Genomic DNA, 25,037 nt, shown 5'->3' with positions numbered 1-25,037 from the left:
TGGGGTGCGCGGTCCCATAAGTTATGAACAACCGCCCAGTATAGAGGATCTTCGTTTGGTGCTGTGGCACGAGGTGCGCTAAAACGATGCTTATCGATTACGGGCGCATGCCCTGGTCCATGGCTAGCGCCGCGCCGACGATTCCGGCTCGGTTGCGCAGTTGCGCCGGGAACACTGGGGTCTTAAGGTCAAGACTTGGGCCCCACTTATCGAATTTCCGGGAGATGCCGCCGCCCACGATGAAGGTCGTCGGGTTGAAGAGCTTTTCGTATTCGCCCATCACGACGTTGACTCGGCTGGCCCATTGCTTGAAGTTGAGCTCAAGGTTGTCCTTGACCGCCGACGAGGCCTGGTGTTCGGCCTCCTGCTTGCCGACGATCATGTGTCCGAGCTCGGTGTTGGGGAACAGGCGGCCGTCGACAAGCATGGCCGAACCGATGCCGGTGCCAAAGGTAAGGAAGAGGACCGCACCCTCGCGGGCTCGAGGGTCCCCGTAGGCCACCTCAGCCAATCCTGCGGCATCGGCGTCGTTGAGCACGGTGAAGTCGCGGTCGCCAAGGAAACGGCGGAACAGTTCCGTAGTGTTGACCCCAATCCACTCCGGATCGATGTTCGCTGCGGACTGCGCAATGCTGTTGTGAACCACACTGGGAAGAGTAATGCCCACAGGGCCGATCCACTCGGCGCGCTGCAGCAACTCGACGATGACGTGAGCGATCGCCTCCGGCGTCGCTGGGCGGGGAGTAGCAATTTTGATGCGCTCACCGATGAATTCGCCGGTGGTTAAATCTACAAGTGCGCCTTTGACGGCGGAGCCTCCGACATCGATGCCGAAGCCGTGGCGGGGTGCTGTAGTAGTCATGGCCAATATTCTAGGTCAATCGTTCCGAAGCGGGCTGGGATGCTGCATAGCAGGGCAGCAACACGCAGGCTAGGGTTCTACTTGGGCTGCCTGCTGGGAACGAGCGACGAAGAGGCGCTGTTTACCTGCCGGTTTCCGATGTCGGGGGTAGTCGTGGCCAACCCCGTTGAGCAGCGAGTATGACATATGCTGCGTTGTCATTTAATATGCGCGATCGACCAATACGGAAATTCCAGGGCATTGCGTGGAAGCACCTTCGCAGGCCCTCTCGCAACCACAGGACTAGCACTATGGCTACTGATTACGATGCACCGCGCCGCCGGGTAGAAGACGAGCTGGAGACCGACTCCCTCGAGGGCCTCAAAGCTGCCGAGACGGAGAACAACGGCATGGACGACGACGGCGAGATTGTCGAGGCGTTTGAACCGCCGACAGTTGACTTGTCGGGCGAAGAGCTCAATGTGACCGTCGTGCCGCGCCAGGAGGACGAATTCACCTGCTCGGTGTGCTTCCTAGTTCAGCGCAACAAGCGCCTGGCCTTCACTGAGGATGACGGCTCCCCGGTGTGTCAGGACTGCGCCTAAAGGCCAAGCCTCCCGCCGCTTAGTTTCCACACACAACGCCCGCGCCCAACCTACAAGTCGTAGGGGGCGCAGGCGTTGTGGCGTTCTCGAGGGCCTTAATGTGGCGAATCATTCAGGTTAACGCAGGTGCGCGGTTAACGCAGGTGCGCGGTGGCGGCCTCGTACTGGTCAGGAACGAAGTGCTGGATGAGCTCCTCTGGGCGCCGCGTAGTCACCAGCCAGTAAGGGGTGGGGTCGTCTTCATCATCGAGCACCAGCATGACCATTTCGTGCAGCCAGGCGTGGTTGATCACGAATGCGGCCGGGTCTAGCTGTGGCCCCATCGCGTTGCGTGAAGCCGTGGCCGGCACCACGAGAGAGCGGGACACAATGTCCGCAGGAAGCTGTGCGTCGCCAACGTTGAGCCAGCGGGTGCCGTCGGCGTCTTGGGTTACGGTGATGACTCGCCCGGACCAGCTCACCAGGATCCAGGCTGCAAAAATGGACAAAACGATGAAGGGGATGATGGTCCACAGCAGGGGGCGGTTAAGGCCGACCGTGGCCGCGGTGAGAGCAACTACACCGAGCGCCATAGGCCAAAAGTGCCACGGGACCCACTGGCGTTCCCGAAACAGCACAGCGTCGCCGCTGGCATTCGTATCATTGCTCGGGGTAGGCGTACTTGAGGAAGTCACAGTCCGTCATTCTAGCCCACCGCCTAGCGACGACCTTCAATCCGGTGTGGAGCCCTCACTTCGCCACCGTTGCCTGCGCGGCACGTTGCTGGGCCCGTATAGCCGGTGCTGCGCGGCGCGTGGCGGCGCCACCACCAGTGCTCTTGGACAACGCGCTAAGCTGTTGCCGTGACTGAATTCAACGCACATTCCACCGAGCCGATCGAATCTATCGCCGTGAAACGGCTGGATCCAGACGTACCGCTTCCACACCGCGCGCACGCCTTAGATGCCGGCGCCGATCTTCACGCCGCTGAAGACGCTGTCATCGAGCCAGGGGAGCGCGCCCTGGTGGGGACCGGGATCGCCATTGCACTGCCTCCGGGAACGGTGGGCCTCATTCACCCGCGTTCCGGGCTCGCTGCCAAGCAAGGCTTATCCGTCGTCAATACCCCCGGCACTATCGATGCGGAGTACCGCGGCGAGCTTAAGGTGTGCTTGATTAACCTGGATCCGCGGGAACCGGTGACCATCACTCGGGGCATGCGCATCGCCCAGCTGCTCATCCAAAAGGTAGAGTTGTGCGGCTTCCACGAGGTGGAATCACTCGACGACACCGCGCGTGGCGCCGGCGGATACGGATCCACAGGAGTCTAATGGTGGCGTCGCCCGCAGTTACAACGCTGCAGGGGGCAAGACAACCGGTACAGTGGATCACCACACTGGGAATGCCTTCCGGGAGTCATCACCAGCTACCCGGAGGCGACCATCAACAGAAAGGTGCTGAACGATGGGCATGTGGCCGTTTTCTAAGAAGAAGCAAGAAGAACCTACTCCCGCCGCGGCAGAAACCAATCCAGTAGCGCCCAACTCGGCGGCGGCCAGTGCGCAGGAGCCCAGCGCGTCAGACGCGCCTTCCGGCAAAAACCGCGACGCAACGAGCGGTGCAGCGCCCACTGTGGAAGGAGTAGGCGTTTCCCCGGCGGAAGTGTCAGACACCGCTGCTGATGCGACCGTGAGCGGTGGTGCGGCTGTGTCTGCGGGGCCGGCCTCGATTCCGCACGACGCCGTCAATGGTGAGCGCGGGCCCTACGACGGCGACGCCGTCAATTTTGAAGACTTCGACTTTTCTGATTTCTCCGTGGGACTGCTCGACCTTGGCTCCATGAAAATTCCCCTCCCCAAAGAGTCCCAAGTTCAGGTTGAGATGGGCGAAGCGGGACCAAAGATGCTGCACATCGTCACTAAGTTTGGGCGTTTGACGCCCGTCGCTTTCGCGGCGCCACGTACCGCCGGGCAGTGGGAGGAGGCTTCCGCTGAGCTGATCCAGGGCGTTGCGGGTGATGGCCTCGATGCCTCCTTCGAGCAGGGCCCGTGGGGCCGTGAGGTCGTGGGCAAGCATGACAATGGCATCGTGCGCATCATCGGCGTGGAGGGTCCGCGTTGGATGCTGCGCCTGACCGCCACCGGCCCAGAGGAGATGGCAGAGGACCTCGCCGCTTTGGCGCGCGAGATGATCGCGCGGATGTTCATCTACCGCGGAAGTGATCCTATCCTTGCGGGCAACTCGCTGCCGGTCATCATGCCGAAGCAGCTGGTGGAGCAGATGCAGCAGGCCATGAAGGCGCGCGCAGAACAGCGTGAGGACGGAACTCAGGACACAACGGCCTAGCCAGACACCGGTGACTGTTCTCGATGACTCCAACCCGGTTTTGTTAGGCCGGCGGAAGGACGTCGCGGATGCGCCCGAGGCGGTGAAGAGTGCAGCCTTGACAATGATTCATAGACACCAAGTACAGAGGACATGAACGAATGACGTGGAGCCCCGACGCAGCAGCAAACGGCCCGGCCGATAATGGCGCGGTGGATGATGTGACGCGGACTGATAACGCCGCCATGGCGGCGCACGACGCTGTGGCGGAAGGCGACACAAACACCGATGCGGTGGAGCCGACATTGCTGGAGCAGATGGGCGGTTTGTCAGGACTGGTGTCGTCCACCCTTCCTATCTTGGTGCTCATTCCCGTCAATAACTTCTACGGGCTGGTGCCCGCACTCGCTGCCGCGCTAGGCGTGGCGCTGCTTATCCTCGTGTGGCGGATCGCGCGCAAGGAGACTCTGCAGCCAGCCGTGTCCGCCTTCATCGGCGTGGCCATTTGTGCCGCGATTGCCTATTTCACCGGGGATGCTAAAGGGTATTTCCTGTACGGGATTTGGATGTCGTTGGTGCTGGCCATCGTGGCTTTTGGTTCCATCGTGGCGCGCTGGCCCATAGTCGGGGTGATTTGGAAAGGCATTAACGGCGAGGACATGGTGTGGCGCCAGGTACCCGCCGCGCGCCAGGCCTACGCAGTGGCGACCGCAGGCTGGGGAACGATTTTCCTCGCCCGATTCCTGGTACAAAACGCCTTGTACGGCGGCGACTCCGCCACCGAACTGGGTATCGTCAAATTGCTCATGGGCTGGCCGTTAACCGGCCTTGTCACCGTGCTCACCATCTGGATGGTGCGCCGCGCCAACGCAGCCGTAGAAGCGGCGTCTTGAGAGCAACCTCAATAAACAGTGGTCACACAACAGAACGAGCATAAAGAGTAAAGGTGCAGACATGGACGCAGCAAACAAACTCGCGGTAGGAACGTCCGTGCAGGCGGAGATAACCGCGATGGCACACGGCGGAGAAGGCATCGCGCGCTTAGAGGATGGCCGAGTCGCGTTCATCCGGGGCGGATTCCCGGGTGATTCGGTCACGGTTCGGGTTACGGAGCTGAAGAAGAAATTCGCGCGCGGCGAGGTCGCGGAGGTTCACGCCCCCGGTCGTTACCGCGGAACCAGCAGATGCCCCGCGGCGCAGCGCGGTGCGGGCTGCTGTGACTTCGCGAGTGTTGCGCCGGAGCGCGAGGCTGAGCTCAAAGCGAGCGTTGTTGACGACCAGCTCTCCCGTCTGGCCCGCGGCGTTGTGCTCCCAGCGCTGGAAATTGTGGACCTCGCACCGGCCACAGGGTGGCGCACCCGCGCCCGCTTTGGCGTGGACAGCGCGGGACGTGCCGGTACTCGCAAGGCGCAGAGCAACGCTTTGGTGACCGACGTGGCCTGTAGCCAGCTCGCGCCCGGGGTGGCTGAGGGCATCGTGGGCGACGGGGCGCGACGGTTTACACCGGGTGCCGAGGTGATCGTGGTGATCGACAGCGAAGGTAACCGCCACGTCGTGGAATCTCGCCGTGCGCCCCGCGGGCACCGCGTAGAAAAAGTGACTGAAGTGCTTGAAGGCACAGGCAACGTGGTGGAAAACGTAGGCGGCGTGCGATTCGAGTTCCCCGTGACGGCATTCTGGCAGGCCCACGTGGCGGCGCCGCAGGCATACTCAGAGGCAGTCAGCGGCTGGTTGAGTGAGGCTGCGGACGCACTGACGCCGCGTCATCGAAGTGCGGTGGGCTGGGATCTCTACGGCGGTGTGGGCGTATTCGTCCCCGCCATCGAGCGTAGCCTCGCCGTGCTTGCCGACATCCCGGCAGGCGCCACCGTCCCTGCGGACACTGCCCCTGCGCCAGCGGCGCCGACGATCGTGTCGGTGGACTATTCCGCGGCCGCCACCGCCGCCACCCAGCCAGGCTTGCAGGGCGCCCAGGTGGAGGTCATGCAGTCCACCGTGGAGTCGGCTATCCCGCAGCTTCCCGCGCCGGATGTGGTGGTGTTGGATCCGCCACGCGTGGGTGCTGGGGCGGAAGTGGTCCGCGGAATCGCGGCGGCGAAGCCACAGCTCGTCGTGCACGTAGGGTGCGATCCTGCCACTTTTGCGCGCGACGTGGCCACGTGGGCCGAAGCCGGTTACAGCGTGGATGAGCTCACCCTGTTTAACGCTTTCCCGGCCACACACCACTGCGAGGTCATCGCGCTGCTGCGGCCCCAGACATAGTGCTGGTATCGACGGGCACTGGCGGTCGACGAGTTGATTGGTCGGCAGCACGAGCTAACAGGTAACCTAGATCGAAAGTTGTGCCTTGTGCAGGATTGCGGGGCACCGAGTACGGCAGACGATGCAAAGGAGTTGGGTGAGCGCTTCATGGGATTTTTAGACAAGCTCAATTCGCCCCAAGACCTCAAGGCGCTTTCCCCGCAGCAGGCTGAAGAACTAGCGGACGAGATTCGCCAGTTCCTGATCGAGAAGGTGTCGGCTACCGGCGGGCACTTGGGGCCGAACTTGGGTGTGGTTGAGCTGACCCTGGCGCTGCATCGCGTGTTTAACTCCCCGGAAGAACCCATCGTTTTTGATACCTCGCACCAGTCCTACGTGCACAAGATCGTGACGGGCCGCGCGGACAAGTTTGACACCCTGCGCCAAAAGGATGGGATTTCCGGCTATACCGCCCGCAACGAGTCTGAGCATGACTGGACTGAGTCTTCCCATGCCTCCGCGGCGCTGTCCGTGGCGGATGGTCTGTCCAAGGCCAAGCTGCTCAGCGGGCGCGGCGATGACAACGTTGTCGCCGTGGTTGGCGATGGCGCGCTGACCGGCGGCATGTGCTGGGAGGCTCTCAATAATATCGCCGAAGGCAAGGGCCGCAACGTGGTCATTGTGGTCAATGACAACGGCCGCTCCTATAGCCCAACTATCGGTGGGTTTGCGGAAAACCTTTCCCGTCTGCGCACCGAGCCGGTCTACGACGAAATCATGGACCACGGCAAGAAGACCCTCAAGTCCATGGGCTGGGTGGGCAACCGCACCTTTGATGCGCTGCATGCGTTTAAGGAGGGCGTGAAATCCTCTGTTATCCCCACGGAGATGTTCCCTGAGCTGGGCATGAAGTACATTGGCCCGGTCAAAGGCCACGATATTCGCTCCCTGGAGCGCGCTTTCCGCTACGCCAAGGAATATGAGGGGCCGGTCCTAGTGCACGCCGTAACGGAGAAGGGCCACGGCTATTCCCCGGCAGTGAACGAGCCTAATGATCAGATGCACTCCACGGGCGTTATCGACCCCGCAACCGGATCGCCGGTGAGCGCCTCGAAGCCGGGGTGGACAAGCATCTTCACCGAAGAGGTGCTTGCTGCTGCGCGCAAGCGAGACGATATCGTGGCGATCACCGCGGCGATGGCGGGCCCCACGGGTTTGGCGCCCTTCGCGGAAGAGTTCCCGGACCGCTTCTTCGACGTCGGCATCGCGGAGCAGCACGCCATGACGTCGGCGTCGGGTCTCGCGCTAGGCGGTATGCACCCGGTGGTGGCGCTGTACTCCACGTTCCTCAATCGTGCTTTTGACCAGCTCCTGATGGACGTGGCTCTCCTCGGCCTTCCGGTCACCATCGTGTTGGATCGCGCCGGAGTCACGGGATCGGACGGTGCGAGCCACAACGGTGTGTGGGACATGGCGATTACATCCATCATCCCGGGTATGCGCATCGCTGTGCCGCGAGACGGGGAACGGTTGCGTGAACTTTTTGCGGAGTCCCTGGATATTACCGACGGCCCGTCGATCGTGCGCTTCCCGAAGGGCAGCCTGCCGCAGCCGCTGGAAGCAGTGGCTACGCTGAGCGATGGCGTGGATGTCTTGGCCTATGCTGATACCCAGGTATTGGACGCCGGGGTGGCGCAAGACGCTGGGGCTGAGCAGGGGCCTGAGAGCGAGGCACCCGACGTTTTGCTCGTGGCACTCGGCGCATTCACCGGCAATGCGCTGGAGGTGGCACGGCAGCTTGGCGACGAAGGTGTGAACGTCACCGTGGTCGATCCCCGCTGGGTAGCGCCTGTTCCGCAGTCGCTTGTCGCCTTGGCCGATGACCACGACATGGTGGTGGTATACGAAGACGGCGTCATGCGCGGCGGCGTGGGCTCTCTGATTGCGGAAGCTTTGTCAGCGGCCGAGGTAGATACACCGGTTCGCCGATTGGCTTTCCCTCATAGCTTCCCGTTGCACGCCTCGCGCAACGAGCTCCTTGCTGAGGTTGGGCTCGACGTTGATGGCGCTACGGAGTCCATCTTGGGCTGGCTGGAGCGAGAGGAATCCTAACTGGCAATGCCCAGCTCTGCGGCGATAATCGGCCCGGCGATATCACGCTGCCACGGACGGACGCCGTTGTCCGCTAGTAATTGCTGCAGCTGATCCGCACTCGTCACCGTGGCGGCGAGCGGGTAACGCTCGCGGTCTGCCTCCGGTCCCTCCGTCGCCCATACCGCAGCGCGCAGGGCCGGGGAGCGCAGGAGGTCGTCGGTTTTGATCTGCAGGTTTTCTGCGGCTTCATCTAGCGCCGCACGGACGTTTTTGTACACCGCATACTGCTCGGGGTAGTCATGGCTAAAGGAGCGGCGCGAGGGGACGAGCGATGCAGCGCTATCGTTCAGCGTCGCCAGAGCGGCGTCGTCTGGCCACGTGTCCTCGGGCGCTAGGCGGGCGCGCGCGATGACGTCAAGCCAGTGGTGGACCTCGCGAGGATTCCGCGGCCTAAAGTTGCGCAGCTGCTTGATTTCCCTCGAGGTGTTCGGCAATTCCGCAGCCATAGCCGTCACTGCACGATCCGGCAGAATACGGGAGGGCGCAATGTCCCTCTTGTGCGCCTCGGCGTCACGGGTCCGGTAAATTTCTCGTGCCACCTGGAACTGCTCGCGTGAGCGTAAGTGCGATAAGCCCTTGAGGCGTAGCCAACCTTCACGCGGCGCGGCGGATTGGTGACGAAGATGCTCATCTACGACGTAGGCGAATTCTTGCTGCGCCCACTCAAGCTTGCCCTGGTCCTCAAGGTCGGCAATAAGCTCCGCGCGGAGTTCGAGTAGGAGCTCCACGTCCAATGCCGCATATTCCAGCCAGGCATGAGGCAGTGGTCGTGAGGACCAATCGGCGTCGCCGAATTTCTTGTCTAAGTGGAGACCGAACACCTCGCCAATGACTGCCGCGAGGTTAGAACGCTCGAAGCCCGCCAAGCGGGCGGCGAGTTCAGTGTCGAAGAGGGTAGTGGTATGTAGCCCGAGGTCGGCGAGACAGGGCAGGTCGGTGCTGGCAGCGTGGAGAACCCACAATTCTTCGTTGAGCACCGGTGCGAGGGTGTCGCGAACAAGAGCCCGATGTCCTTCAGGGTCTATGAGGAGGGACGTTTCCTCGCGGCGGATTTGTAGCAAGAACGCGCGGTCGTCATAGCGGAACGCTGAGGCGCGTTCGGTGTCAATGGCGATGGGACCTGACAGTTTGGACAGTATCTGCGCCGCCGCAGCAATACTGTCCGCAGTGTCACGCAGATCCGGCACGCCGCCGCGCGGGGTGGCTAGGTAGTCCATGCCGCTTAGCGGCCGAGCTCGGTGACGCCTTCTGGCGGCAGGCCGGCGACGTTGGCCAGGACGTTAGCAAACGCTTCGACGTGGGGGCGCAGATCCTCCGACTCGGCAGTCCAGGACGCGCGCATCTCCATTTGGTGCGCCCGCGGTGGGCCACCGATTTCGCCGAAGCGCACGGAGGCGGTGGAGGTGACGGTGCCTCCCAAGTTCGTGTGATGGGCGTCGTGGTCCGCAAGTCCCTCGGTGAGCCACTGCCACGCGACGTCGGGAAGCAGGGGATCGCCGGCCACGTCAGAATCCATGTCAGCCTGGATGTAGGCCACCAAGCGCATGGCGCCGTCCCAAGCCTCTTCGGCGCCAGGGTCATGAAGCAGAATGAGGCGGCCGAAGGCGTCGCCCTCCGTATCGGTGGGAATGATGTCCGCGTCTTCCGAAATGGAGGAAATCTCGAGACCTACCGCGTGGCTGTACGGCGCCAGGCGCTGTGGGGGACGGATGGTGCCCAGTGAGACCTCGGGGCGGAGCTGGGCTGCGTGCATGGATTCGACGGCAGTGGTAAACGCTTCGGGGGTGTCGGCGTTTTCCGGCGCGTGGGAGGCCCGGTTGTTCTCGCGCGCAGCGACGCGCGCGGAGAGGTTGGTGGGTTCCGCCGTAGCCGTGGGGGTGCCAGCGGCGTTGGGTACGGAGGTGGGGCCTGAGGTATTGCGGTGAGTTCCGTCGCTGTTATTCACAAGGCCTAAAGCTAGTGGTTTGGGTTTCGGCGACGGTGAAGGCGCGCCGATGCCTATACAAAACTTTAAAGGTGGGGTTGAGGCTTCAGTGGTGCCGGCGTCTCATGACCTGGGGTAGGTTTCGCCAGCGCTCCAACTAAAGTTTGATAAAGTGAAAGCCTGTATCGAGTACGAGAAGAAAGAGTGGGCACATGAGCAAGCTTGACTTTGACAAGCTCAACAAAATCCAGCAATACAGCCAGTGGGCGGTATTCAAGGTCCTCCCCGGCATGATCGATGATCGTGAGGCCGCAGCCAAGGAAGCGCAGGAATTCTTTGATGCGCTGGGCGCCTACGGCCTGCCCGCAGACCTGGCAGAGCCGGGCGTCACCGTGCGCGGCATCTACGATCTGTCGGGCATGCGCGATTCCGCAGACTTCATGATTTGGTGGCACGCCAGCGACTTCGCGGACCTGCAGAAGGCTTTCGCTGCCTTCCGTAAGGACACCGTGCTCGGCCAGAACTCGGAGCCGACGTGGATTGGCAATGCACTGCACCGCCCTGCCGAATTCAACAAGTCCCACCTGCCGAGCTTCATCATGGGTGAGGAACCCGCCAACTGGGTATCCGTGTACCCGTTCGTCCGTTCCTACGACTGGTACATCATGGACGATCAGGACCGCCGCCGCATCCTCATGGAGCACGGCATGGCCGCCCGCGACTACGCGGATGTGCGCGCCAACACCGTCCCGGCTTTCGCGCTCGGCGACTATGAATGGGTGTTGGCGTTCGAGGCGCCGGAGCTGCACCGCATCGTCGATCTGATGTACAAGATGCGCTACACCGAGGCCCGCCTGCACGTGCGCGAAGAAATCCCGTTCCACACGGGCCGTCGAGTAGCGAACCTCGCCGAGCTTATCGACGTCCTGCCTTAAGCCCCTGCTTGATCAGCGGCCTTCTCTGGAGTCTGCCTCTGCGGCGTCCGTCTCGACAGGGCGGGCGTCGAGGGTCAGGCTGATGGAGTTGATGCAGTAACGCAGATCAGTGGGGGTATCGTAGCCTTCACCGGCGAAAACGTGCCCGAGGTGGGACTCACAATTCGCGCAGACGACCTCGGTGCGCACCATTCCATGGGAGCGATCCTCTCGCTCAATGATCGCGTCGCCGGCCAAAGGGGAGAAGAACGACGGCCAACCGCAATGCGAGTCGAACTTCTCGGTGGATCGGAACAGCTCGGCGCCGCAGGCCTTGCAGGAGTACACGCCTTCGGTCGTGGTGTTCGTGTATTCGCCCACGTGCGGCGGTTCAGTGCCTGCTTGGCGGAGTACGTAAAATTCTTCTGCGGTGAGCCGCTTCTTCCATTCATCATCGGCCATGAGCTTAAAATTAGTGTTCATGTCGGCCGATGATACGCCGACTCGTTAACAAGCGGAACCACACCGCGGCGGTACACGCAATCACGACGATGAACAGGCCCCACCCTAACGTATTGGCGAAGAAGCTTAGCCATTTTCCAGTTGTAGGCCAGATGTCGCTTGACCAGCTCAGCGGTGCAAAAGTGAGCACGGTAGCCAGCCACGCGGGCCAGGAATGCATCACCGACCGGGGGAGCATGACGGTGAATATAAGCGGGAACAGCCACATCGAGTAGTACTGCTGGCCCAACGAGGACAGGAAAAATACACCCACCAAGATGGTTCCGGACGTGGTCAGCGCCCACATCACCCGGTCAGTGTCCTTCCAGCGCAGCAGTAGGAGCAGGGCCGCGGCCACCGCGGCGGCGGCGCCAAGCCAGATCGCCCAATACAAGGGTCGTGGCATGGCGAAGTATTCCGCGAAGCCAGGCAGCGACGAATTCGCATAGTCGCGCACCTTTCCCAGGTAAGGCACTAGCTTGTCCAGGTAGTCGGATGCTCCTGGGGTTAATGGCCAGGCGATCGCATTCAATGCCACGGGGACCACCATGCCGCCGACCAGGGCCTGCCACTGCCGAGTTACTACTGGTATCGCTAGTAGTGGAGCGAATTGGGGCTTGATAAGGATGGCGACGCCGATGAGTACCCCGGCCCACCATGTGCCACGGCCGTGGCGTTTGCGATGAACTTGGCCCTGCTCCGGGGTGAGGTAATGCCGTTGTGGGAGGTTGAGTAACGCGAGGAACCCCACCAGTAGCAACAGCAAGATGCCATTGATGTTGGAGAAAATCAGGGTATTCTGCACCGCCTCCGTCACGAACGCGAGGGCGATGCTGAGTGGGAAAAGCGGGTTCGTCAGGCGACGGTCCACGAGCTTGGTCAGAATGCCCAGCGCGACGATGATGGCCGCGGCGTTTGTCACAATAAAAGCCGCGCGGGCGTACTCCGGATTACTCACCCAGCCGAGCGGGCTCAGTAGGAGGGTCGCACCCGGATTGTAGAGGTAGAGCGGATCGACGTGGTTGTAGGCCTGCTCATAGACAGGTTCCCCGTGTGCGAACCGGGCCACCGCGGAGTACACCGTTGTGAAATCATCGGTGCGCGCACCATTGAACGCCAGGATGAACACCCGGTGGACAACCAAAATGACCGCCACTGGCCAGAGCGCAAAGTTGGCAAGGCGCGCGGCGTTTGGGGCAGGGCGCACAAACGCCGCGGCAGTCGGGGCAGTCCGGGAATCAGTCACAGGGACCCAGTCTATGGTGTGCGGGTGCGCCCGTAGCGGAGAAACACCGTGCTGTCTGGGCTTTGGTTGGCTCCTTCGAGGGCGAGTGCAAGCGGTGGCAACTCCTCTGAGCTGAGGGACTCATTGGTGAAGTTGGTCAGCGGTGATTCCACGGCCGGAGTCAACCACGGTGAAATTGTGAGATAAAACTGATCAACCAGATTCTTGCTGATGAGTCTGCCAAGGAGCGTAGGGCCTCCTTCACACAAGATGCGTTGAAAGCCATGCTTGGCCAAGGTCTCAATAATTGTTCGGGGGTCGTTGTTACTTAACTTCACAAAAGTTCCATGCTGCGCAAGGAAATCTTTGCGTTCTGAATGGCCTAGCGCAGGAGAATCATGGGGGACGAGGTAGATGTGCGGCGTCGTGTAGTTCCAAAACAATTGCTTGTCTAGGTCAAACTTCAGGCTTTTGCTCACCATCGCCAGCGGAGCTGGGCTTTGACCGTCTGGCCCCGGCTTGATGCCGTAGTAGTTTTCTTTGATTGCGGTCGATGCTCCAACCAGTACGACGTCAGCCCATTCTCGAAGCGCTACGAGTAGTTCTTCGTCGAGTTTGTTGCCGATGAGTTTTGAGCGGCCGTGAATCGTAGCTGAGCCATTAATTGTTCCTGCCATCACCGCCCTTAACCAGGGCTTTCCGCGCGAAGGCGCAGAGTTTTCATGGCCTAGCAAATCGGACAAGCTGGGTTCACTGACACGATGCGATGCAATCGACATGCACATTACTGTGCCACATTTTCGACAGTCGTCTGCGGTGAAACACCTTTCAGTCCATCACGCGCCTGGACCTTTAGAATGGACTCCATGAATTCCCACGATAAGTCAGCGCAGTTCAAAATCCCGGCGGGCCGCGACGATGTAAGACATTATGTGGAACGTGAGGGGGAGCGTTGGCCGTGGGCACTAGCTGAGACGGTGGCGGCGCACAAAGTAGACGACAGTGAGCTCTTCACCTTTCTTTCTGATGTCGCGTGGGATGCTCGTCAGGCGGGGCTGTCTGCCATTCAATTTATTGAGTTGGAATCCGTTGTGAATGTTGCCGAGGGAGCGGATCGATTTACTCTCGCTTTCCTTTACCTACAGTCGCATCGCTACGAATTTCATCATTCGGCAATTAGGCAGGCAGTTGCGCGCTTGCGGCGCTCCGATGAATGGGAAGAATTGAATAGGCGGGGTTTTCTCGAGGGGATGTCGCTGTTTGCAGAGGCAGCTTCGGGTAGCCAGCCCAGCGGTGAAAGCATGATTGAACTATCAGAACGAAGCAATGATTGGAAAGTCTCCCATCTATTGCTCCATGGAATGTGGCTGGATCCGCATGGACAGTATTCGGACGAGATGCTCTCACTCGCCGATCGTCTCCTCGAACTCAATTCGGATGACCAGATCGCATGGATGCGTAAGGCTGAAGCGTACAGGCGAAAGTTGATGGGGGTCACCGCTCACGGCCTTGATTCTGGTCAGAAAAACAGTGGCGAATCCAGGAATTCGGCGACCAGGCGGTCCGGGCGGTACTACGCCGAAAAGGCCGTAGAAGCGATCGACAGAGCTATCGAGCTCAACGATCCTAGCGATACTGCGCTTCACGATGGCCTGGTGCAACAGAGGCTTTCTATCACTCAACACAGCCAGCTGAATCAATACTTTGAACAGAAGCTTGCGGAGATCCGAAACGAGATCGATGGCAAAACAGAACTTTCGATAGCGGAGGTGGAAAAGATCGTTCGGAACTATAGCGATGAGCTTCAGGAGGGGTCGCAAGCCATGCTTTTCCGGATCATGGAGATTATCGCGCTGTTTGTGGCGCTCATTGGCCTTTTAGCAACCACCGTGGGGGTTTCGGTCGCGGGTGAACTCTCCGTGCTGGAACGTTTAGCAATTCTCGCCGGGTCATCGGCTTTCCTCATTTTCTTCTTCGTTATGGTCCATGTACTCGCGCGGCCGAAGTATGGTCAGGTACTTGCTAGGCGGCGAGAGCAAGAACGTGAACTCAAGACGTTAAAGGAGACGATATCGAGGCAGAACGCAGAAGTGGATTAGACGAGGCCGAATGACATCGATGGCAGCAAAGACGGGACTGGATATGAGTGCAGAAAAGCTTGGGAAATTGCCCCATCCATCGGGCAGCCCAGAGGAATATCTTGAAGATCTCACAGAGTTTGAGTCTTGGCGTGAGACAGCAGCAGGGATTACTTCGATGCCCGATGCAACGGCGGCAATCAACGAGTATGTCCGCTTACGTTTAGAGGCGATAGAAAATCAGCGATCCGTGGGAGCCCGCCCGATTCTTTTGCTCTCAGGCGGCCTTGACTCGATACATACGTTAGCCGTGGCGAAAGACGTATCTCCGGATCTCCTCGCTGTCACCTGGCACTATTCCGGGTCGAAAGAATCACAGTATGAAGTTGACATGGCGTCGCGAGTAGCGCGGATACTCGGTGTTGAGCACGGCATCTGTGAAGTCGATGTTTCGCACATGGAACAATCCGCGCGAAACACGATTCACCTGTTGGGCACTTGTGAACCGTGGGAGGTGCTGGCGGGTTTAATCCTTCGAGATATCGCTGAATGGGTGAAGAGTCATTGTAAGGACAACAAAGCGGAGGAGTACTACTTCATCTCGGCCGCTGGCGCCGATGTCTTATTCATGGGCGGGAAGCCTTTTACGGCGGTGGAGTCTGTAGGGGAAACGAGGCGGCGTTGGGTTCTAGGGATCCTTGCGGAGGCAGGACGGGCATTCACGAAAGAGCGTTTCATTCCTGATTTCTATGAGCGACTCCTCGGAGATCAGGTAGAGCACTGTAAGGTCTGGCAAACGCAGGCTGCGCTGCTGTTGGCATTAAATATTGACGAAAAGCTTGTGCGAGGCCCCGAATTCCTGGAGGACAAGTTGGTGCTTCGCCACGCTGCGCAAGCGATGGGGGTGCCCCCGGAACTTACTCAGCAACGAAAGAGCCCAATGCAAAAATCCAGTGGGGGGTTTGAGGCGCTTGTCGATGTCGCCCGAACTAGGTTGGCGCGAGAGTTTTCTGGTCGAACCTATTCCAATCCCGAAGAGGAAGATTTGGAGCTTTTGGTCTCTCGATTGGTGTTGAAAAACCTTCAAAACGAGTAACTTTCAATGGTGTAATTCAGGTGCCATAAGCAGGGGATTTGGAAAGATCCCCAAACCGCGATAATGTTTCTACTCGCACCAAGCAGTCATGCGGTGCGATGCGGATGTAGCGCAGTTGGTAGCGCATCACCTTGCCAAGGTGAGGGTCGCGAGTTCGAGTCTCGTCATCCGCTCCAGGCTTCCTTTCGGAGGCTTGTGTTCGCGCGATTAGCTCAGCGGGAGAGCGCTTCCCTGACACGGAAGAGGTCACTGGTTCAATCCCAGTATCGCGCACAAGGACGTTTAGTCCTAGAAAACCGGGCCTGGTTTTCGCTTTGCGGATGTAGCGCAGTTGGTAGCGCATCACCTTGCCAAGGTGAGGGTCGCGAGTTCGAGTCTCGTCATCCGCTCTGGTACTTAAGTTTGCTAGAGTGCCTGAGGCGGTTACCGCCACGGTGGAATGGCCGAGTGGTGAGGCAACGGTCTGCAAAACCGTGCACACGGGTTCGATTCCCGTTTCCACCTCAAGCTAGTGTTCTTAAGCACGCTTGCGCGATTAGCTCAGTGGGAGAGCACTTCCTTCACACGGAAGGGGTCACTGGTTCAATCCCAGTATCGCGCACAGAGGAATATTGTTTCCTTCGCGCGGATGTAGCGCAGTTGGTAGCGCATCACCTTGCCAAGGTGAGGGTCGCGAGTTCGAGTCTCGTCATCCGCTCCATGTCTTAGCCTCCCGGGGATTCTCGGGAGGCTTTCGCGTTTTCGCAACCTTGATGCCTCGGGGTCAGCGTCCAGAAGATGTGCTGAACGTGGTGGTGGGGTTGAGCCCTTTCGGGGGTATCAATAAAAAGGTTGAGGGGCGCGTGGAACTTAAGTCAGGTGTGGCGCGACTACTGCACTAGAGTCGAGCGAAGGTTCGATTCGCGTCGCGTTCGTCGCGACTATCTACACAAGGAGTTGTTCATGCGGAAAATGCTACGCCCCACCACCGCGCGCTCGTCGGCTTTCACAGCCGTGGGAGCACTCAGCGCGAGCGTTCTGTTGGGCCTGGGGGCTCCAACGGCGTGGGCGCACGACTCGGTCATCGGCGGCAATATCACCGACGGTCAGGTTGTGGAGGAAGTGCCCGAGAGCATCATTTTGGAATTTTCCGGCAAGCCAGGCGAGGGCTACAACACGCTCGCCATCACCGACAAGGACAGCGGCGAGGTCATCGTCTCCGGCGAGCCCACCCTGGACGACCGCGAGTTGAAGCTCGATATCCCGGCCGATAAGGAGTTTGCGCCGGGCGAGTACCAGATTGGTTTTTCCATCGTTTCGTCTGACGGGCACGCCACCCGTGGTGGTTTTAGCTTTGAGGTCGCAGGCGACGCGACAGCGGCCACCGACGACACAAGTGGCGCCTCAGGTGACAGCGCGGAAGAGTCTGCTGACCTCGCCGCTGAAGACGGCGCCGGCCCGTGGCCATGGCTGCTCGGCGGAGCAGGCCTCCTCGTCATCATTGGCGTCGGCGCCGTCGTTTTAGGAAAGCGCTCCATGGCCGATGACATCGTCGACAAAGAGGGTCTCAACCCACCGCGTGAATAGCTCCTTGGCCCAATAATCATTTCCGAACATTTTGTGGAGGAACCATGATCCAGCCCGCACTCACCAAGTCTCGCGCCGTCACCACTGCCGCTACCGCTTTGATCGCCAGCGCCGCCTTGGTCCTTGCATCGTGCTCTACCGACGGCGCCAACGAGGCCGGCGGCACTAGTGAAGCGAACAACGCCAGCGAGGTAGCTACCGCGGGTGAGTCCGCGGCAGCTGACTCGTCTTCTGAGTCCACCGCGGAGGCGGTAACTCTCAAGGACGGAGTGGTTCGTGCCAAGGGCAAGGACAAGGACATGACCGCCATCTTCGGCACCCTGGAAAACCACACCGATGCCGACATCGAGCTCAAGGGCTTCGAGACGGATCTCGATGCCAAGATGAACCAGGTGCACGAGGTCGTCGACGGCCAAATGCGCGAGGTCAAGGAACCACTGGTTATCCCCGCTCAGGGCAGCGTAGAACTCAAGCCTGGTGGGCACCACCTCATGCTGATGGGCATCAAGGACGAGATCAAGGCCGGTGACAAGGTACAGCTCACCTTGGAGCTTGGCGACGGCTCGAAGGTCGAGGTCGCGGACGTCGCTGTGCGTTCCATGGGAGCTGGTGATGAGAGCTACGGGGACATTGAGGGCGAGCATGCAGGCCACGGCGGGCACAGCGATCACGGCGGCGCTGACGCCAGCCACAGCGAACACACCAAGCACTAGCAGAGACGAGGTCGATTGACATGCGTACCGAACCGCGTCAGCACGCCACCTGGAATCGGCGGCGTTTCCTGGGCGCCGCTGGCTTTGGCGTAGGTGTGAGCGTCGGCGCCGCGACACTATCCTCCTGCGACCTGGCAGGACGCCCTGCGAACAACGCGGGATCAGTCGGGGCATTGACGGAAGATTCTTTGCCGGCGCCCTTAGCTGGCGAGATCGTGCCGTTTGATGACGTCTATCAGGCCGGCGTGGCCACCGATTCCCAGGCGCAACTGTGCCTCGTGGGCTTCGATCTCAAGAAGGGCACGAGCCGGGACGACCTCGTCAATCTCATGAGCTTGTGGACGGACGATGCCCGGCACCTTTGTACAGGCGAGGCTCCGCTGGGCAGCCTCGAGCCGGAGCTCGCCGCGATCCCGGCCAACCTGACCATCACCTGCGGGTGGGGAGAAGGGGCGTTCCGGGTTCTCGGGGCGTCGGAAAGCAAACCACAGTGGCTGCGCCCGGTGGCGAAGTTCGACCGCGACGAGCTGAGTGATGACTGGGGGCAGACGGACCTGGTCCTGCAGATCTGTGCCGATGACGCCGGCACCGCAACGCACGCCATGCGCCACATGGTTCGTGCCGGGGCCGACTACGCGACCGTCGCTTGGCTCCAGCAAGGATTTTCCAACGCACATGGAGCCAAGAGGCCAGGAGATACTCCCCGCAACCTCTTCGGCCAAAAGGACGGCACCGTCAATCCCCGCCAGCCCGAGGAATACGACGCGCAGGTGTGGATCGGCGCAGACGGCCTGGGCAACGAGGAAAAGAGGCCCTGGCTCGAAGGCTCAACGGCGATGGTGGTGCGGCGCATCCGCATGAATGTGGACACCTGGGAGCAGCTGGACCGGGCCTCCCGCGAAAATGCCATTGGGCGGACTTTGGGAAGCGGTGCGCCACTGAGCAACCCGGAAGGCGACGAATTCGAGTCAGTCAACCCCAAGGCCGTGGACAAATACGGCCTGCCGATGGTGGACCCCAATTCGCATGTGGCACGCGCGCTGCCGCCGCGAGGTAAGCCGGAGCAGATGCTGCGTCGCCGACCCTACAGCTATAACCTGCCGCCCACACCCGCGGACGCCAAAGAGGGGCAGCTGTCCAACGTCGGATTGATTTTCATTTGCTTCCAGAAGGATCCCACCCGGCAGTTTGAACCCATCCAGAAGCGCTTGGACGAATCCGACCTCCTCAACACCTGGATCACACACATCGGATCGAGTGTCTACTGGGTGCCGCCTGGAACCGGGGGAGACGGAGGTAGCGGCACCTATTGGGGACAGGGCTTGGTAGAAGCGGTATCATAGCGGGTCGTACAATTTAACCCGTTTTGAACCAGGGCGGCGTCCAGGTATGCCGTCGCCCGCAAGCGCAAAGGAGCGCACCATGGCTGAACTCATCGCACCTCACAACGTTGGCTACGAGGCCTTCGAAGTGCCCGCCGGAACCCCGGTGGGGGTGGCAATGAAGGAACTGGAACTGCCCAACAAGGGGCCGGAGGCTGTGGTGGTAGTCCGCGACTCCGAGGGCCAGCTCAAGGACCTGTCCCACGTACCGGAGACCACCGGTATGTTCACGCCAGTGGCAGCCAGTGAGGAAGACGGCCGCGCGGTCATTCGCCACTCCTGCGCGCACGTGCTTGCACAGGCCGTGCAGGCGGAGTTCCCGGGCACCAAGCTCGGCATCGGTCCAGCCATCGAGAACGGCTTCTACTACGACTTCCAGACCGAGGAGCCCTTCACCCCGGAGGCTCTTAAGTCCATTGAGAAGCGGATGAAGAAGATCATCAAGACCGGCCAGCGATTCGAGCGCGGGGTCTTCGTTGACGCCGATGCAGCCGCAGAGGCGTTGGCGGATGAGCCGTTCAAACTCGAGCTCATTCAAGACAAAGGCAACGTGGATCCGGACTCTGATGAGGCCACCGAGGTAGGCGCGGGTGAGCTGACCTACTACGACAACGTGAACCCGCGCTCCGGGGACGTAGAGTGGTCCGATCTGTGCCGAGGCCCGCACCTGCCGACCACGAAGTACATCCCGGCGTTCTCCTTGACCCGCTCCTCGGCAGCCTACTGGCGAGGCGACCAATCTAAGGCTGGCCTGCAGCGCATTTACGGAACTGCCTGGGAGTCCAAGGAGGTACTTGAGGAGTACCAGACGCTCATGGAAGAAGCGGAAAAGCGTGATCACCGTCGCCTCGGCGCGGAGTTGGATCTGTTTTCTTTCCCGGACGAGATCGGCTCCGGTTTCCCGGTATTCCACCCGAAGGGCGGCGCCATTCGCTTAGAAATGGAGGAGCATTCGCGCCGCCGCCACATCGCGGACGGCTACTCCTTCGTCAATACCCCGCACATCACCAAGGGTGATCTGTTCAAGAAGTCCGGCCACCTCGACTTCTACGCCGACGGTATGTTCCCGCCCATGCAGCTGGATGGCGAAACCGATGCCGAGGGCAACGTGACCAAGCAGGCGCAGGATTACTACGCCAAGCCCATGAACTGCCCGATGCACAATCTTATCTTCGCCTCCCGTGGACGCTCTTACCGCGAGCTGCCGCTGCGCCTATTCGAGTTCGGTACGGTATACCGCTACGAAAAGTCGGGCGTGGTGCATGGTCTCACCCGCGCTCGCGGTTTCACGCAGGACGACGCCCACATCTACTGCACCGAGGACCAGCTCGAGGACGAGCTCACCAAGGTGTTGAAGTTCATCATCTCCCTGCTGCAGGATTATGGCCTGGATGACTTTTACTTGGAGCTGTCCACCAAGGATCCGAACAAGTACGTTGGCTCGGACGACATCTGGGAAAAGTCCACCGCCATCCTTGAACGTGTGGCCACCAACTCTGGCTTGGAGTTGGTTCCCGACCCGGCCGGCGCAGCGTTCTACGGTCCGAAGATCTCCGTGCAGGCGCGTGACGCTATCGGCCGCACCTGGCAGATGTCCACCGTGCAGCTGGACTTTAACCTTCCGGAACGCTTTGAGCTGGAGTACACCGCCTCCGATGGATCTAAGCAGCGCCCGATCATGATTCACCGCGCGCTGTTTGGTTCCATTGAGCGCTTCTTCGGCGTGCTTCTGGAGCACTACGCGGGCGCCTTCCCGGCGTGGCTGGCACCGCAGCAGGTCATCGGCATTCCGGTGGCGGATGACTTCATCCCGCACCTGGAGGCAATCACTGAGAAGCTGCGCGCCAAGGGCATCCGTGCGGACGTGGATACCTCTGACGACCGCATGCAGAAGAAGATCCGTAACCACACTACGGGCAAGGTGCCTTTCATGCTCCTCGCTGGTGGACGGGACGTGGAGGCAGGCGCGGTATCCTTCCGCTTCCTGGACGGCACCCAGGTCAACGGTGTGCCCGTTGACGAGGCGGTGAACCTCATCTCCACCTGGATTAGCGAACGCAACAACGCCCAGCCGAGCGAGGACACCGTTGCAGCCCTCCGCTAACGGTAACGACCGGCTCCAGCGCCTGTGGGCTCCCTACCGGATGAGCTATATCGGTGGGGAGCGTAGTAAGGAACCTTTCGTGGAGGCGCCGCAGCGCAGTGACGAGGACGCCCTCATCATTGCTCGCGGTGACACCGTATACGCGTTGTTGAACCTTTTTCCTTACAATGCGGGCCACCTGATGGTGGTTCCGTTTCGCAAGGTGGCAAACCTCGAGGACCTCACTGCTCAGGAAACCGCTGAGCTCATGGTGTTTGTCAAGCGCGCCGTGCGGACGTTGAAGCACGTCTCGCGCCCCGAAGCCATCAACGTTGGTCTCAATCTCGGGCGCGCCTCAGGGGGTTCGGTGGGCGATCACCTGCACATGCACGTGGTGCCCCGGTGGCCTGGAGACTCCAATTTCATGACGGTGCTGGATTCCACCAAAGTGTTGCCGCAACTGTTATCCGACACTCGGGCCTTGTTAGCACAAGGGTGGCAAGATGTAGGGGAGAATCCTGAACCTAAGGCCAACTGTGCCGCCGACGATTGCGACAAAAACAAGGAGTCTTCATGCTGAGTGTCCATGGCCGCAAGCCCGCCGCCGTGGTGGTGGAGCCTGTGGCTAAGGCCTTCCTGAAGGCGGGCCTCAGCCCTAACGTGGTGACGGTCGTAGGCACCCTCATTACCATTGCAATCTCCGTCGTGCTTATACCCACGGACCACTTGTTCTGGGCGGCGGTAGCCTCGGGATTGTTTGCAGCCTTCGACATGATTGACGGCACGATGGCGCGGCTGAGTCGTGGCGGTACCGCTTTCGGTGCAACTCTGGATGCCTCGTGTGACCGCATCACCGATGGTGCGCTGTTCGCCGCCATCATCTTCTGGTTGGTGTACGTCGATCATGCCCACCCCTCAACCGTGGCGGCAGGCTTGGTCGTCTTGGTCTCCTCGCAGGTGATTTCCTACGTCAAAGCCAGGGGAGAGGCCTCGGGCTTCACGATGGTGGGCGGTCTGGTGGAGCGCCCCGAGCGTCTGATCATCGGCTTGGTCGGCATTGGATTGGAAGGCCTGGGCGTGCCCTACGCCGTCGAGCTGTCGCTGTGGATTTTGGCTGCCGGTTCGGTGTTCACCATCGGACAGCGCTTGGCGCAGGCCGCTGCTCAGGATAAGGGGCAACGCCCGGCCCACGAGGTGGCCCACGAGGCCGCTCACGGTACGGTCGCCGACTCGCAGACTGGCGCGCCGCCTAGTTCTGGCGTGACTGATTAGAATCTGACCTACTACACCCATTCCGGGAGCCAAGTTTAAGGAGCCAAGCACCATGGCAACTCTGCGCGAATCCCTCGCTGCTGCGGGGTACCTGGCGGGATGGAAAATCGTCTCCCGGCTGCCGGAGGCATGGAGCGCCGCGGTGTTTCGCTGGGGCGCGGACAAAGCGAGTGACAACGGCGTCGGCATGGAGCAGCTGCGCCGTAACTTGGCCCGCGTCGTTGGTCCAGAAAACGTCACCCGCGCGTTAGTCCGTGATGCAATGCGTTCCTACGCGCGCTACTGGCTGGAAGCTTTTCGCCTCCCGCGCCTACAGGAAGACCCCGAGTTGCTGCAGCGACTGCGCGATTCTGTGCAGGGCCGCGAGTATCTTGACGCTAACCGTGCGGAGGGACGAGGCCTCATCCTGGCCCTGCCACACACGGGTAACTGGGACATGGCGGGCGTGTTCCTCGTGGACTATTGCGGGCAATTCACCACCGTGGCAGAAAGGCTTAAGCCCGAGGTGCTTTTCGACGCCTTTGTGGACTACCGTGAGTCGTTGGGCTTCGAGGTCGTGGCATTGACGGGGGATAAGCAGCCACCGTACCAGCGCCTGCGGGAGGTCTTGGAGCGCGGCGGCATTGTGTGCCTCCTCGCCGAGCGCGATCTGACCCGCAGCGGTGTTCCCGTCGAATTCTTTGGCGAGACCGCTAACTTCGCCGCTGGGCCTGCGAAACTGGCCCAGGATACCGGCGCAGCCCTGCACGCCGTGCACTGCTGGTTTACCGATCCGGAACACGACGCATCCGCGACGAGGAAAGGTTGGGGCATGAGCGTTTCCCCGGAAATCCCCGTGACTGATACCCCGGAGACCACCCAGCGGCTCGCGGACATCTTCGCCGACAATATTGCCGCCCACCCCGCGGATTGGCACATGCTGCAGCCACAGTGGAACGCCGATATTGCGGAACGCGATCGGCGGCGAGCCGCCGCCCGTGCTGCAGCTGAGGGGGAACGCTAGCATGCGTATCGGAATCGTATGCCCGTATTCTTTTGATGAGCCGGGCGGGGTCCAGGCACATATCTTGGACCTGGCCACGGTGTTCATTGAGCAGGGGCACCACGTTGAGGTTCTCGGCCCGGCTGCCGATGAGACCGAATTGCCCAACTACGTGTTCAAGGGTGGTCCGTCCATTCCCATCCAGTACAACGGTAGTGTCGCACGGCTGTCCGTTGGACCGCACGTGCGCCGCAACGTGCGCGAATTTATTCGGCGTGGACGTTTCGACGTCCTGCATATCCACGAGCCGAATTCGCCGAGCTATTCCATGGTGGCGCTGCGGGAGGCCACTGGGCCGATTGTGGCTACCTACCACGCCTCGGCGTCGTCAAGCTTTGTGTTGAAGCTTGCCAAGCCCTTCTTAACCCCGATGCTGGAGAAGGTCCGTGGTGGAATAGCCGTGTCCGAAATGGCGCGGCGCTGGCAGGTGGAGCAACTTGGCGGTGATCCCGTGCTCATTCCCAACGGCGTGGACACGTCGGTGTACGCCGCGGCCCGGAAGATGTCACGCGACGACGACGACACTGCCCACTCTGAATTCGCCAAGCAACAAGCGAGCCCCACACCTGAGATTGTGTTTCTCGGCCGCCTGGATGAACCACGCAAGGGGCTTGACATTCTACTTGAGGCGCTGACCATGGTGGAAGCTGACGTGAAAGTGACCGTGATGGGCGGCGGTCGGCCACGTAACGTGCCCGGAGTGACGTTCGCCGGGCGGGTGTCTGACGCGGAGAAGGCGGAGATTTTGGGACGTGCTGATATTTACGTGGCGCCGAACACAGGCGGTGAATCCTTCGGCATCGTGCTGGTGGAAGCCATGGCGGCGGGTTGCGCGGTGGTCGCTAGTGACCTGGAGGCCTTCCAGGCCGTGTGCGATATCGCGGGCGACAATCCTGCTGGGGTGGTTTTCCGCAACGGAGACTCGAAAGACCTGGCAGCGCGCCTCAACGAGCTTATCGTCCACCCGGAGCAACGTCGCGCCCTCGTGGAAGCAGGCACGGCGCGCGCCGCCATGTACGACTGGGATAACGTAGCGCGCGAGGTGCTGGCTGTCTACGAAACGGTCAGTGATGGAACGACGGTGGGGTGTAAGTAG

24 protein-coding genes and 6 tRNA genes are annotated in these 25,037 nt (G+C 60.9%); 23 read left to right on the top strand and 7 right to left on the bottom strand.

What is annotated here, in order from left to right; translation table 11 throughout:
- Positions 1-97: 97 nt before the first annotated feature.
- On the bottom strand, positions 98-862 hold the full coding sequence (gene ppgK / locus H0194_RS01085) for a polyphosphate--glucose phosphotransferase (RefSeq protein ID WP_185176059.1): 765 nt from the start codon (positions 860-862) through the stop codon (positions 98-100).
- Positions 863-1,152: 290 nt separating this feature from the next.
- Here ppgK and H0194_RS01080 point away from each other — a divergent pair, with 290 nt between their 5' ends.
- A complete protein-coding gene (locus H0194_RS01080) occupies positions 1,153-1,446 on the top strand; it encodes a DUF4193 domain-containing protein (RefSeq protein ID WP_185176058.1) in 294 nt (97 codons plus the stop codon).
- A 134-nt stretch (positions 1,447-1,580) separates the two neighbouring features.
- Here H0194_RS01080 and H0194_RS01075 read toward each other — a convergent pair whose 3' ends face one another.
- Positions 1,581-2,120, bottom strand: a complete 540-nt coding sequence (locus H0194_RS01075; protein WP_246388973.1) for a DUF3093 domain-containing protein — start codon at positions 2,118-2,120, stop codon at positions 1,581-1,583.
- A 168-nt stretch (positions 2,121-2,288) separates the two neighbouring features.
- Between H0194_RS01075 and dut the strand changes: the two genes are divergently transcribed.
- From dut to dxs, 5 genes are all read left to right on the top strand, one after another.
- On the top strand, positions 2,289-2,756 hold the full coding sequence (dut, locus tag H0194_RS01070) for a dUTP diphosphatase (RefSeq protein WP_246388971.1): 468 nt from the start codon (positions 2,289-2,291) through the stop codon (positions 2,754-2,756).
- 133 nt (positions 2,757-2,889) lie between these two features.
- Entirely contained in the window at positions 2,890-3,771 is an 882-nt protein-coding gene (locus H0194_RS01065) for a DUF3710 domain-containing protein (protein WP_185176057.1), read from the top strand.
- Between the two features lie 224 nt (positions 3,772-3,995).
- Positions 3,996-4,643, top strand: coding sequence for a DUF3159 domain-containing protein (locus H0194_RS01060; RefSeq protein WP_185176797.1), 648 nt, complete (start codon positions 3,996-3,998; stop codon positions 4,641-4,643).
- 61 nt (positions 4,644-4,704) lie between these two features.
- Positions 4,705-6,012: a class I SAM-dependent RNA methyltransferase gene (locus tag H0194_RS01055; protein WP_185176056.1), complete on the top strand. Its 1,308-nt coding sequence runs from the start codon at positions 4,705-4,707 to the stop codon at positions 6,010-6,012.
- A gap of 147 nt (positions 6,013-6,159) precedes the next feature.
- Positions 6,160-8,103, top strand: a complete 1,944-nt coding sequence (dxs, locus tag H0194_RS01050) for a 1-deoxy-D-xylulose-5-phosphate synthase (protein WP_185176055.1) — start codon at positions 6,160-6,162, stop codon at positions 8,101-8,103.
- On the opposite strand, the gene H0194_RS01045 is transcribed toward dxs, so the two are convergent.
- Positions 8,100-9,362 carry an HRDC domain-containing protein gene (locus H0194_RS01045; protein ID WP_185176054.1) on the bottom strand — a complete coding sequence of 421 codons (1,263 nt, stop codon included), beginning with the start codon at positions 9,360-9,362 and terminating at the stop codon, positions 8,100-8,102. The genes dxs and H0194_RS01045 overlap by 4 nt on opposite strands.
- A 5-nt stretch (positions 9,363-9,367) precedes the next feature.
- Positions 9,368-10,090: a DUF3000 domain-containing protein gene (locus tag H0194_RS01040; RefSeq protein WP_185176053.1), complete on the bottom strand. Its 723-nt coding sequence runs from the start codon at positions 10,088-10,090 to the stop codon at positions 9,368-9,370.
- Between the two features lie 191 nt (positions 10,091-10,281).
- Between H0194_RS01040 and hemQ the strand changes: the two genes are divergently transcribed.
- The gene (gene hemQ, locus H0194_RS01035; RefSeq protein ID WP_185176052.1) at positions 10,282-11,004 is read left to right on the top strand and encodes a hydrogen peroxide-dependent heme synthase; all 723 of its coding nucleotides are present in this window, start codon (positions 10,282-10,284) and stop codon (positions 11,002-11,004) included.
- Between the two features lie 12 nt (positions 11,005-11,016).
- Here hemQ and msrB read toward each other — a convergent pair whose 3' ends face one another.
- From msrB to H0194_RS01020, 3 genes are read right to left on the bottom strand one after another with little or no spacing between them, the layout of a single operon-like run.
- Entirely contained in the window at positions 11,017-11,466 is a 450-nt protein-coding gene (gene msrB, locus H0194_RS01030; protein WP_185176051.1) for a peptide-methionine (R)-S-oxide reductase MsrB, read from the bottom strand.
- Positions 11,456-12,730 (bottom strand): glycosyltransferase family 87 protein, encoded by a 1,275-nt coding sequence (locus H0194_RS01025; protein ID WP_246388969.1) that lies wholly within the window; start codon positions 12,728-12,730, stop codon positions 11,456-11,458. The genes msrB and H0194_RS01025 overlap by 11 nt, the downstream gene beginning before the upstream one ends.
- A gap of 11 nt (positions 12,731-12,741) precedes the next feature.
- Positions 12,742-13,488 carry a dihydrofolate reductase family protein gene (locus tag H0194_RS01020; protein WP_185176050.1) on the bottom strand — a complete coding sequence of 249 codons (747 nt, stop codon included), beginning with the start codon at positions 13,486-13,488 and terminating at the stop codon, positions 12,742-12,744.
- 87 nt (positions 13,489-13,575) lie between these two features.
- Between H0194_RS01020 and H0194_RS01015 the strand changes: the two genes are divergently transcribed.
- The 16 genes from H0194_RS01015 to H0194_RS00940 all read left to right on the top strand — a co-directional run bounded on the left by H0194_RS01015 (position 13,576) and on the right by H0194_RS00940 (position 25,037).
- A complete protein-coding gene (locus tag H0194_RS01015) occupies positions 13,576-14,808 on the top strand; it encodes a hypothetical protein (protein WP_185176049.1) in 1,233 nt (410 codons plus the stop codon).
- Between the two features lie 19 nt (positions 14,809-14,827).
- Entirely contained in the window at positions 14,828-15,883 is a 1,056-nt protein-coding gene (locus tag H0194_RS01010; protein ID WP_185176048.1) for an asparagine synthase-related protein, read from the top strand.
- A gap of 100 nt (positions 15,884-15,983) precedes the next feature.
- A tRNA-Gly gene (locus H0194_RS01005) sits at positions 15,984-16,059 on the top strand.
- Between the two features lie 25 nt (positions 16,060-16,084).
- A tRNA-Val gene (locus tag H0194_RS01000) sits at positions 16,085-16,156 on the top strand.
- Between the two features lie 43 nt (positions 16,157-16,199).
- Positions 16,200-16,272 (top strand) — tRNA-Gly (locus tag H0194_RS00995).
- A 44-nt stretch (positions 16,273-16,316) separates the two neighbouring features.
- Positions 16,317-16,387 (top strand) — tRNA-Cys (locus tag H0194_RS00990).
- A 25-nt stretch (positions 16,388-16,412) separates the two neighbouring features.
- Positions 16,413-16,484, top strand: a tRNA-Val gene (locus tag H0194_RS00985).
- A gap of 23 nt (positions 16,485-16,507) precedes the next feature.
- Positions 16,508-16,583 (top strand) — tRNA-Gly (locus tag H0194_RS00980).
- Positions 16,584-16,825: 242 nt separating this feature from the next.
- Positions 16,826-17,449: a copper resistance CopC family protein gene (locus tag H0194_RS00975; protein WP_246388967.1), complete on the top strand. Its 624-nt coding sequence runs from the start codon at positions 16,826-16,828 to the stop codon at positions 17,447-17,449.
- A 44-nt stretch (positions 17,450-17,493) separates the two neighbouring features.
- Positions 17,494-18,162 carry a copper chaperone PCu(A)C gene (locus tag H0194_RS00970; RefSeq protein WP_185176047.1) on the top strand — a complete coding sequence of 223 codons (669 nt, stop codon included), beginning with the start codon at positions 17,494-17,496 and terminating at the stop codon, positions 18,160-18,162.
- A 20-nt stretch (positions 18,163-18,182) separates the two neighbouring features.
- Entirely contained in the window at positions 18,183-19,505 is a 1,323-nt protein-coding gene (locus tag H0194_RS00965) for a Dyp-type peroxidase (protein WP_185176046.1), read from the top strand.
- Between the two features lie 79 nt (positions 19,506-19,584).
- Positions 19,585-21,648: a threonine--tRNA ligase gene (gene thrS / locus H0194_RS00960; RefSeq protein WP_185176045.1), complete on the top strand. Its 2,064-nt coding sequence runs from the start codon at positions 19,585-19,587 to the stop codon at positions 21,646-21,648.
- A gap of 40 nt (positions 21,649-21,688) precedes the next feature.
- On the top strand, positions 21,689-22,207 hold the full coding sequence (locus H0194_RS00955) for an HIT family protein (RefSeq protein ID WP_185176794.1): 519 nt from the start codon (positions 21,689-21,691) through the stop codon (positions 22,205-22,207).
- Positions 22,201-22,899, top strand: a complete 699-nt coding sequence (gene pgsA, locus H0194_RS00950; protein WP_185176044.1) for a phosphatidylinositol phosphate synthase — start codon at positions 22,201-22,203, stop codon at positions 22,897-22,899. The genes H0194_RS00955 and pgsA overlap by 7 nt, the downstream gene beginning before the upstream one ends.
- Positions 22,900-22,951: 52 nt before the next feature.
- A complete protein-coding gene (locus H0194_RS00945; protein WP_185176043.1) occupies positions 22,952-23,902 on the top strand; it encodes a phosphatidylinositol mannoside acyltransferase in 951 nt (316 codons plus the stop codon).
- A 1-nt stretch (position 23,903) separates the two neighbouring features.
- Positions 23,904-25,037: a glycosyltransferase family 4 protein gene (locus tag H0194_RS00940; RefSeq protein WP_185176042.1), complete on the top strand. Its 1,134-nt coding sequence runs from the start codon at positions 23,904-23,906 to the stop codon at positions 25,035-25,037.

The organism is Corynebacterium incognita, from assembly GCF_014217255.1.
Taxonomy (GTDB): Bacteria; Actinomycetota; Actinomycetes; order Mycobacteriales; family Mycobacteriaceae; genus Corynebacterium; species Corynebacterium incognitum.
The sequence above is the reverse complement of the archived record's forward strand: the minus strand, read 5'-3'. Positions and strand labels throughout refer to the sequence as shown.

What these genes read in the sequence shown, in the direction of transcription:
- H0194_RS00945 (WP_185176043.1), top strand. Translation starts at nt 22,952, where the DNA reads ATGGCAACTCTGCGCGAATCCCTCGCTGCTGCGGGGTACCTGGCGGGA.
- H0194_RS00970 (WP_185176047.1), top strand. Translation starts at nt 17,494, where the DNA reads ATGATCCAGCCCGCACTCACCAAGTCTCGCGCCGTCACCACTGCCGCT.
- hemQ (WP_185176052.1), top strand. Translation starts at nt 10,282, where the DNA reads ATGAGCAAGCTTGACTTTGACAAGCTCAACAAAATCCAGCAATACAGC.
- thrS (WP_185176045.1), top strand. Translation starts at nt 19,585, where the DNA reads ATGGCTGAACTCATCGCACCTCACAACGTTGGCTACGAGGCCTTCGAA.
- H0194_RS01010 (WP_185176048.1), top strand. Translation starts at nt 14,828, where the DNA reads ATGGCAGCAAAGACGGGACTGGATATGAGTGCAGAAAAGCTTGGGAAA.
- H0194_RS01060 (WP_185176797.1), top strand. Translation starts at nt 3,996, where the DNA reads ATGGCGGCGCACGACGCTGTGGCGGAAGGCGACACAAACACCGATGCG.
- H0194_RS00965 (WP_185176046.1), top strand. Translation starts at nt 18,183, where the DNA reads ATGCGTACCGAACCGCGTCAGCACGCCACCTGGAATCGGCGGCGTTTC.
- H0194_RS01055 (WP_185176056.1), top strand. Translation starts at nt 4,705, where the DNA reads ATGGACGCAGCAAACAAACTCGCGGTAGGAACGTCCGTGCAGGCGGAG.
- dxs (WP_185176055.1), top strand. Translation starts at nt 6,160, where the DNA reads ATGGGATTTTTAGACAAGCTCAATTCGCCCCAAGACCTCAAGGCGCTT.
- H0194_RS01045 (WP_185176054.1), bottom strand. Translation starts at nt 9,362, where the DNA reads ATGGACTACCTAGCCACCCCGCGCGGCGGCGTGCCGGATCTGCGTGAC.
- ppgK (WP_185176059.1), bottom strand. Translation starts at nt 862, where the DNA reads ATGACTACTACAGCACCCCGCCACGGCTTCGGCATCGATGTCGGAGGC.
- H0194_RS01065 (WP_185176057.1), top strand. Translation starts at nt 2,890, where the DNA reads ATGGGCATGTGGCCGTTTTCTAAGAAGAAGCAAGAAGAACCTACTCCC.
- H0194_RS01015 (WP_185176049.1), top strand. Translation starts at nt 13,576, where the DNA reads ATGAATTCCCACGATAAGTCAGCGCAGTTCAAAATCCCGGCGGGCCGC.
- H0194_RS00940 (WP_185176042.1), top strand. Translation starts at nt 23,904, where the DNA reads ATGCGTATCGGAATCGTATGCCCGTATTCTTTTGATGAGCCGGGCGGG.
- H0194_RS00955 (WP_185176794.1), top strand. Translation starts at nt 21,689, where the DNA reads ATGAGCTATATCGGTGGGGAGCGTAGTAAGGAACCTTTCGTGGAGGCG.
- msrB (WP_185176051.1), bottom strand. Translation starts at nt 11,466, where the DNA reads ATGAACACTAATTTTAAGCTCATGGCCGATGATGAATGGAAGAAGCGG.
- H0194_RS01080 (WP_185176058.1), top strand. Translation starts at nt 1,153, where the DNA reads ATGGCTACTGATTACGATGCACCGCGCCGCCGGGTAGAAGACGAGCTG.
- H0194_RS01020 (WP_185176050.1), bottom strand. Translation starts at nt 13,488, where the DNA reads ATGTCGATTGCATCGCATCGTGTCAGTGAACCCAGCTTGTCCGATTTG.
- H0194_RS00975 (WP_246388967.1), top strand. Translation starts at nt 16,826, where the DNA reads ATGCGGAAAATGCTACGCCCCACCACCGCGCGCTCGTCGGCTTTCACA.
- pgsA (WP_185176044.1), top strand. Translation starts at nt 22,201, where the DNA reads ATGCTGAGTGTCCATGGCCGCAAGCCCGCCGCCGTGGTGGTGGAGCCT.